Source organism: Intrasporangium sp., from assembly GCF_032907665.1.
GTDB lineage: Bacteria > Actinomycetota > Actinomycetes > Actinomycetales > Dermatophilaceae > Intrasporangium.
Map to the genome: position 1 here is coordinate 1 of NZ_JAJJPG010000170.1, position 6,333 is coordinate 6,333.

Genomic DNA, 6,333 nt, shown 5'->3' on the forward strand with positions numbered 1-6,333 from the left:
TGACGTGCGTCAAAGGTCGCGCTCAGGATCGGCGCGATGCCCGTCGTGCCACGCGGCCGAGGCGGCTTGACTGGCAGCAGCCCAGACCCCGGACGGGCGAGTCGAGCCCGCCGACACCGACGCTTGCGGACGAGAGGACGTCATGACCACCAGCGCAGCACCGCTCGCCGACGTGGGGCGGCTGATCGTCCAGGGCGCCGACCAGCCCGGGATCGTGTCCGCGGTGTCCACCCTGCTGTCCCGAGCGGGTGCGAACGTCGTGTCGCTCGACCAGTACTCGTCCGACCCGCGAGGTGGTCGCTTCTTCCAGCGCACCGTCTTCCACCTGCCCGACCTCCCGAACCGGATGGAGGCGCTCGGCCAGGAGCTGGACGAGCAGCTGGGCGAGGCGTTCGGCCTCACCTGGCGCCTCGTCGAGGCGCGCAAGCCGAAGCGCGTCGGCATCTTCGTGTCCAGGGCCGACCACTGCCTGCTCGACCTGCTCTGGCGGCAACGGCGTGGGGAGCTCGCGATGACTGTCCCGATGGTGATCTCGAACCATCCCGACCTCGGCGAGGACGTCCGCCAGTTCGGCATCCCCTTCATTCACCTTCCGGTCACGCGAGACACCAAGCCCGAGGTGGAGAAGGAGCAGCTCAACCTGCTCAAGGGCAACATCGACGTCCTCGTCCTCGCCCGCTACATGCAGATCCTCAGCGGCGACTTCCTCGAGGACGTCGGCGCCCCGGTCATCAACATCCACCACTCGTTCCTGCCCGCCTTCATGGGCGCGGGACCGTACCTCAAGGCCAAGGAGCGAGGCGTCAAGCTCATCGGCGCGACGGCGCACTACGTCACGGAGGACCTCGACGAGGGGCCCATCATCGAGCAGGACGTCGTGCGGGCCACGCACGAGGACACCGCAGCCGACCTCCAGCGCCGCGGCGCCGACATCGAGCGGCTCGTCCTGTCCCGGGCCGTCGCCTGGCACTGCGATGACCGCATCATCCGCGACGGCAACTCGACCGTCGTCTTCTGACCCACCGCGCCCACCGCCCGACGAAGGAGAGCGAAGTCCAATGACCGGGAGGATCCTGGACGGCAGGGCCACCGCGATCGCGTCCTACGACGACATCGCGAGGGGCGTGAGCCAGTTCCTCGAGGAGCACGGGCGGCGTCCGCTGCTGGCCACGGTCCTCGTGGGCGACGACCCGGCGTCTCATACCTATGTCTCCATGAAGGCGAACCGGTGCGCCGACGTCGGCATCCTGTCCCGGCGGATCGAGCTGGGCGCTGACGTCACGACCGACGACCTCGTCGCCGTGATCAGCCGGCTCTCGCGTGACGACGAGGTTGACGGGATCCTCCTTCAGCACCCCGTCCCGGGGCACGTCGACGAGCGCGCCGCCTTCGAGGCGATCGCCCCGGGCAAGGACGTGGACGGCGTCACGCGCACGTCGTTCGCGCGGATGTCCTTCGGGGAGGACGGCTTCAGCTCCGCGACGCCGGGCGGGATCATCGCCCTCCTCGACGCACACGGGGTGGAGGTCGCCGGACGGCACGCTGTCGTCGTCGGCAGGAGCGCCATCCTCGGGCGCCCCGTCGGCATGATGCTGCTCGCACGGCATGCGACCGTCACCTTCTGCCACTCGCGCACCGTGGACCTCGCTGACCACGTGTCGCGAGCGGACCTCGTCGTGGCGGCCGTGGGGCGCCCCGAGCTGATCCGGGGCGAGTGGATCAAGCCAGGAGCGGTCGTCGTCGACGCCGGCTACAACCCCGGCAACATCGGCGACGTCGACTTCGAGGCGGCGCGCGAGCGGGCCTCCTGGATCACGCCCGTCCCCGGCGGGGTGGGCCCGATGACGATCGCGACGCTGCTCCGGCAGACGCTCCGGGCGGCCGTCGACCATGAGGAGCAGCGCCACCAGCGCCGGACCGGTGCTGCCCTCACGGACGCGGTGGTGGGCTGATGGAGTTCCTCGTGCGGTTCGAGACGGCGCTTCCGGCTGGCCTGGGAGCCGAGGAACGCGAGCGGTTGCGCACCGAGGAGCGAAAGCGCGCCGGGGAGCTGCGGCGAGCCGGCCTGCTCGTCAAGCTCTGGCGCGTGCCGGGGACGCGCGGCGGCATCGGCCTGTGGGAGGCACGGGACGCGACCGAGCTCCATGACGCCCTCGCCTCGCTGCCGACGTTCCCGTGGATGACGGCCACCGTCGAGCCGCTCGCCACCCACCCCCAGGAGGCCCAGCTCCAGGCGGCCAGGGCTCAGGAGGCCCAGGTGCAGCGGACCGGTCGCCCTGGCACCGACGACGACCCCGAGGAGGAGAGCCATGCGTGACGGACGGGAGCAGGCACGGGACACCTACGTCTTCGACGTCTCGGAAGGACGACGGGGAGCGGCGATCAACCGGCTCTGCGGGTCGTTCCGGCGGGAGGAGAACCGTCACGCCTTCCTCGCCGACGAGGCCGCCTACTGCGACCGGTTCGGGCTCGCGCCGGAGCAGCGGAGGGCCGTGCTGGAGCGGGACTGGGTTGCGATGCTGGACCTCGGAGCGTCGATCTTCTATGTCTTCAAGCTCGCCCAGGTCGACAAGGTGTCGGTCCAGCACCTCGGCGGCGTCTTCACCGGGATGACGGAGGAGCAGTTCACCACCGCGATGCGCTCGGGAGGGCGGAGCTTTGGCTGAGATCATCTGGGGTCTGGCGACCTCGCACGTCCCCGCGATCGGGGCGGCCATGGACCACCACAGGACGACCGACCCCTACTGGAAGCCGCTCTTCGACGGCTACGGTCCCGCCCGCGAGTGGATGGCCGAGCACCGACCCGACGTCGTGGTCGTCGTCTACAACGACCACGCGAACGCCATCGACCTCGACGTCATCCCGACGTTCGCCATCGGGACGGCCGACCACTACGCCGTCGCCGACGAGGGCTGGGGGGCGCGGCAGGTGCCCACGGTCGTGGGCCACCCCGCCCTGAGCGAGCATCTCGTGCGTTCCCTCGTCGACGAGCAGTTCGACATCACGATGCTCCACCAGCTCGAGGTGGACCACGGGCTCACCGTCCCCCTCTCCGTCTACTGTCCCGAGCCCGGCGACGCGTGGCCCTCCCGGGTCGTGCCGCTCCTCGTCAACGTGATCCAGTACCCGCAGCCGACCGCCGAGCGGTGCCTGCGACTCGGTGAGGCCCTCGGTCGCGCCATCCGGAGCTTCCCGGAGGACATCACGGTCGCGGTCTTCGGCACCGGGGGCATGTCGCACCAGCTGGCCGGCGCCCGCGCCGGGCTCATCAACGAGACGTTCGACCGGATGTTCCTCGAGCGCATCGAGACCGATCCCGAGAGCCTCGCCGCCCTGACCCGCGAGGACTACATCAGCCAAGCCGGGTCCGAGGGGATCGAGCTGATCATGTGGCTCGTCATGCGCGGCGCCCTCGGCGCCGGGCTGACCCGGATCCACGACACCTACCACGTGCCCGTCTCCAACACCGCCGCCGCGCTGGCGCTCTTCCAGACGCCGCCGGCCAGGGTGCTCGTCGGCGCCTCCACAGCCTCGGCGGAGGCAGTCGGCCCAATACCCTCCGGGGCGGTCGGGGAGGCCCGAGCATGAGCACCTTCGTCCTGCTCCACGGGGCGTGGCACGGCGGCTGGTGCTGGCGTCGAGTCCGCGAGCGCCTGGCCGCCCAGGGGCACGAGGTCTTCACCCCGACCTTCACCGGCGTCTCCGACCGGGCACACGTCCTCCATCCGGGCGTCGGGCTCGGCACCCACGTCGAGGACGTCGTGCGGTTCCTCGAAGCGGAGGACCTGACGCGGGTCGTCCTCGTCGGCCACAGCTACGCCGGCATGGTCGTCAGCGCCGTGAGTGAGCGCGTCCCGGACCGGATCGCTCACCGGGTGCACCTCGACGCGTTCCTGCCCGAGGACGGCGAGGCCGCCATCGACCTGCTCCCGGAGTCGGTGGCCGCGCACTACCGGGAGTCCGTCGCCGGTCCCGGCTTCGGCTGGCTCATCCCGCCACGCTCGCTCGAGGTGCTCGGCGTGTCCGACGAGGATGACCTCGCGTGGCTGCAGCCGCGGCTGACACCCCACCCGTGGTTGACCTACACGGAGCCGGTGCGCCTCGGTCGGGGCGAGTCCGAGGTGCCGGGGTCCTTCATCGAGTGCGTGGGCTGGATGCGGGTCTTCACCCCCTACGCGGAGCGGGCCCGTGAGCGCGGCTGGGCGGTGCACGAGATCGACACGGGCCATGAGGCCATGGTCACCGCCCCGGACGAGCTGGCCCGACTGCTCGCCGGTATCGCCCGGACCCCGTGATGCCGCGGGTCCGCGTCGAGCGGTCCCAGCTCCACGAGGACCGCGAACCAGTGGACCTGCTCATTGCGCTGCGCGACCGGCCGCATCTCGTCGCCCTCATCGGGCGATGGCACGACGGCGCCGCGATCATCGCGTGGGACCCGCTCGTCGTGGCGGACCCGCATGCCGACCCGTTCTCGCTCCTCGGCGGTGGCCACGCCCTGCCCGACGCGGACCGAGAGGACGGCCACCGCTTCGGCGGCGGGTGGATCGGCTCGTGGGGCTACCAGCTCGGGGCAGGGCTGGAGCAGCTCGGCAAGCCCCCGCCTCGACCGGACCCGCAGCCGCCGCACCGCATCGCGTTCTACGACCGGGTGCTCGTCCGCCGCTCCGGCACGTGGTGGTTCGAGCGGCTCGCCGGCATCGAGGACCCCGACATCGAGGAGGAGCGCAGGTCCGCCTTCCTCAGGGACCTCGCGGCGGCGCACGGCCGGCCCCGCCCCTACTCCCTCGGCACGGTGCGCGCCGTCCCTGACGGCCCGACCCACGAGGCCGCGGTTCGCCGGACGCGGGAGGCGATCGCGGCGGGGGAGCTCTTCCAGGCCAACATCACGATGCGTCTCGAGGCGCCCTTCACCGGGGCCCCGGTCGACCTCTTCGTCCGGGGCTGGCGGCGTCTGCGGCCCGAGTTCGCGGCCTTCCTCGGCTGGCCGGGCTCGGCGCTCGCCAGCTTCTCGCCTGAGCTGTTCCTGCGCCGGCGAGGCCGGTCGGTGCTCACCTCTCCCATCAAGGGCACGGCCCCCACCGACAGCAACCCCGACCTCCTTGCCGCGTCGGTCAAGGACCGGGCGGAGAACGTCATGATCGTCGACCTGATGCGCAACGACCTCGCCCGGGTGTGCGTCCCGGGGTCGGTCCGGGTGCCCGCCCTCAACCGGGTCGAGGAGCATGCGGTCCGACACCTCGTGTCCGACGTCGTCGGCGAGCTCCGGCCGGGCATCGAGGACGGCGACCTGCTTCGGGCGACCTTCCCCCCGGGCTCGGTGACCGGCGCCCCGAAGGTCGCAGCGCTGCGACTCATCAACGCCGTCGAGACGACGGCGCGCGAGGCCTACACCGGGGCCATCGGCTACGCGAGCCCAGCGGCGGGGTTGGAGCTGTCCGTCGCCATCCGGACCTTCGAGTTCGCAGGTGACAACCTCTGGCTCGGTGTCGGCGGCGGCATCACGACGCTGTCGGATCCCGCCGAGGAGCTGGCCGAGTGCCATGACAAGGCAGATCCCCTGCTCTCGGCGGTGGGCGCCGGCGCCAGCCCCCGTGCTCAGCCGAACCGGCCATCCCGATCCGAGGCCCCTGCGCCGGCCGGCCCCGCGCCGGCTGCTCCCGCGCCGGTTCAGGTGCCCTACGTCGCTGTCACGTCGCACCGGACGGCCCAGGTCCTCGTCATCGACAACTACGACTCCTTCGTCCACAACCTGGCGCACTACGTCGAGGAAGCAGGAGCACGGGCCGTCGTCGTCCGCAACGACGCCATTTCGCTGTCCGAGGTCGAGGCCCTGCGGCTGGCAGGCGCGCTCACGCACCTGCTCGTCTCCCCGGGACCCGCCGCACCCGACCGGGCAGGGATCAGCGTTGCCGCCATCCGGCTCCTGGGCCCGACGACACCGGTGCTCGGGGTCTGCCTCGGTCACCAGGCCGTTGGAGCCGCCTTCGGGGCCAAGGTGGTTCGCGCGTCGCGACCGGTCCATGGGCGGACCGACATCCTCAGCCACGACGGCCGGGGCCTGCTGGCCGGGCTACCTCAGGGCGTGGCCGTCGCCCGCTACCACTCGCTCGTCGTCGACCCGGGATCGCTGCCGGAGTGCCTGGAGCCGACGTCGTGGGGCGCGGAGGGCGAGCTCATGGGCGTGCGCCACCGGCTCCACGCCCACATCGAGGGCGTCCAGTGGCACCCGGAGTCGATCCTCACCGAGCACGGCAGGGCCGTCATCGAGGCCTTCCTCCGCACGCGGGTGCGGGAGGACGACACGCCGAGCGTATGCCGCTGAGCCGGCTCAGC

7 protein-coding genes are annotated in these 6,333 nt (G+C 71.8%); all 7 read left to right on the top strand.

The window, feature by feature from the left end:
- Nucleotides 1–142: 142 nt before the first annotated feature.
- Genes purU through LOY02_RS17220 form a run of 7 tightly spaced genes read left to right on the top strand, consistent with a single transcriptional unit; the run spans nucleotide 143 to nucleotide 6,322 of the window.
- A complete protein-coding gene (gene purU, locus LOY02_RS17190) occupies nucleotides 143–1,018 on the top strand; it encodes a formyltetrahydrofolate deformylase (RefSeq protein WP_317183594.1) in 876 nt (291 codons plus the stop codon).
- Nucleotides 1,019–1,058: 40 nt separating this feature from the next.
- Nucleotides 1,059–1,952, top strand: coding sequence for a bifunctional 5,10-methylenetetrahydrofolate dehydrogenase/5,10-methenyltetrahydrofolate cyclohydrolase (locus tag LOY02_RS17195; RefSeq protein WP_317183595.1), 894 nt, complete (start codon nucleotides 1,059–1,061; stop codon nucleotides 1,950–1,952).
- Nucleotides 1,952–2,317, top strand: a complete 366-nt coding sequence (locus LOY02_RS17200) for a muconolactone Delta-isomerase family protein (RefSeq protein ID WP_317183596.1) — start codon at nucleotides 1,952–1,954, stop codon at nucleotides 2,315–2,317. Before LOY02_RS17195 ends, LOY02_RS17200 begins: the two co-directional genes overlap by 1 nt.
- Nucleotides 2,310–2,666, top strand: a complete 357-nt coding sequence (locus LOY02_RS17205) for a protocatechuate 3,4-dioxygenase (protein ID WP_317183597.1) — start codon at nucleotides 2,310–2,312, stop codon at nucleotides 2,664–2,666. Before LOY02_RS17200 ends, LOY02_RS17205 begins: the two co-directional genes overlap by 8 nt.
- Nucleotides 2,659–3,588, top strand: coding sequence for a class III extradiol dioxygenase subunit beta (locus tag LOY02_RS17210; RefSeq protein ID WP_317183598.1), 930 nt, complete (start codon nucleotides 2,659–2,661; stop codon nucleotides 3,586–3,588). The genes LOY02_RS17205 and LOY02_RS17210 overlap by 8 nt, the downstream gene beginning before the upstream one ends.
- Nucleotides 3,585–4,295: an alpha/beta fold hydrolase gene (locus tag LOY02_RS17215; protein ID WP_317183599.1), complete on the top strand. Its 711-nt coding sequence runs from the start codon at nucleotides 3,585–3,587 to the stop codon at nucleotides 4,293–4,295. Before LOY02_RS17210 ends, LOY02_RS17215 begins: the two co-directional genes overlap by 4 nt.
- On the top strand, nucleotides 4,295–6,322 hold the full coding sequence (locus LOY02_RS17220) for a chorismate-binding protein (RefSeq protein ID WP_317183600.1): 2,028 nt from the start codon (nucleotides 4,295–4,297) through the stop codon (nucleotides 6,320–6,322). The genes LOY02_RS17215 and LOY02_RS17220 overlap by 1 nt, the downstream gene beginning before the upstream one ends.
- Nucleotides 6,323–6,333: the final 11 nt, after the last annotated feature.

Coding starts and splice junctions, on each gene's coding strand:
- purU (WP_317183594.1), top strand. CDS start 143: ATGACCACCAGCGCAGCACCGCTCGCCGACGTGGGGCGGCTGATCGTC.
- LOY02_RS17195 (WP_317183595.1), top strand. CDS start 1,059: ATGACCGGGAGGATCCTGGACGGCAGGGCCACCGCGATCGCGTCCTAC.
- LOY02_RS17200 (WP_317183596.1), top strand. CDS start 1,952: ATGGAGTTCCTCGTGCGGTTCGAGACGGCGCTTCCGGCTGGCCTGGGA.
- LOY02_RS17205 (WP_317183597.1), top strand. CDS start 2,310: ATGCGTGACGGACGGGAGCAGGCACGGGACACCTACGTCTTCGACGTC.
- LOY02_RS17215 (WP_317183599.1), top strand. CDS start 3,585: ATGAGCACCTTCGTCCTGCTCCACGGGGCGTGGCACGGCGGCTGGTGC.
- LOY02_RS17220 (WP_317183600.1), top strand. CDS start 4,295: ATGCCGCGGGTCCGCGTCGAGCGGTCCCAGCTCCACGAGGACCGCGAA.